Consider the following 499-nt stretch of genomic DNA (forward strand, 5'->3'; position numbering starts at 1 on the left):
CGCGCAAGGCCCTGCACGGCGCCCTGGTCTCACGCATCAAGATCATGGCCCAACTCGATATCGCCGAAAAACGCCTGCCCCAGGACGGCCGCATCGCCCTGCGCGTGGCCGGTCGCCCCATCGATATCCGCGTCTCCACCGTGCCCACCGGCCATGGCGAGCGCGTAGTGATGCGCCTGCTGGACAAACAAGCCGGCCGCCTGCAGCTGGAAACCCTCGGCATGGACCCCGCCGTCCTGGCCAAACTCGACACCCTGATCCGCCAACCCCACGGCATCGTGCTGGTCACCGGCCCCACCGGCAGCGGCAAGACCACCAGCCTCTACGCCGCCCTGGCCCGGCTGGATGCGAGCACCAGCAATATCCTGACCGTCGAAGACCCGGTGGAATACGACCTGCCGGGCATCAGCCAGATCCAGGTCAACGCCAAGATCGACATGACCTTCGCCCTGGCCCTGCGGGCAATCCTGCGCCAGGATCCGGACATCATCATGATCGG

General features: G+C 66.7%; 1 protein-coding gene. It reads left to right on the forward strand.

From position 1 onward, the window contains the following. Positions 1-499, forward strand: a 499-nt coding sequence (locus tag HX846_RS37805) for a GspE/PulE family protein (RefSeq protein ID WP_178967535.1), incomplete at both ends; no start/stop codon positions are given.

The organism is Pseudomonas sp. K5002 (assembly GCF_013386655.1).
Taxonomy (GTDB): domain Bacteria; phylum Pseudomonadota; class Gammaproteobacteria; order Pseudomonadales; family Pseudomonadaceae; genus Aquipseudomonas.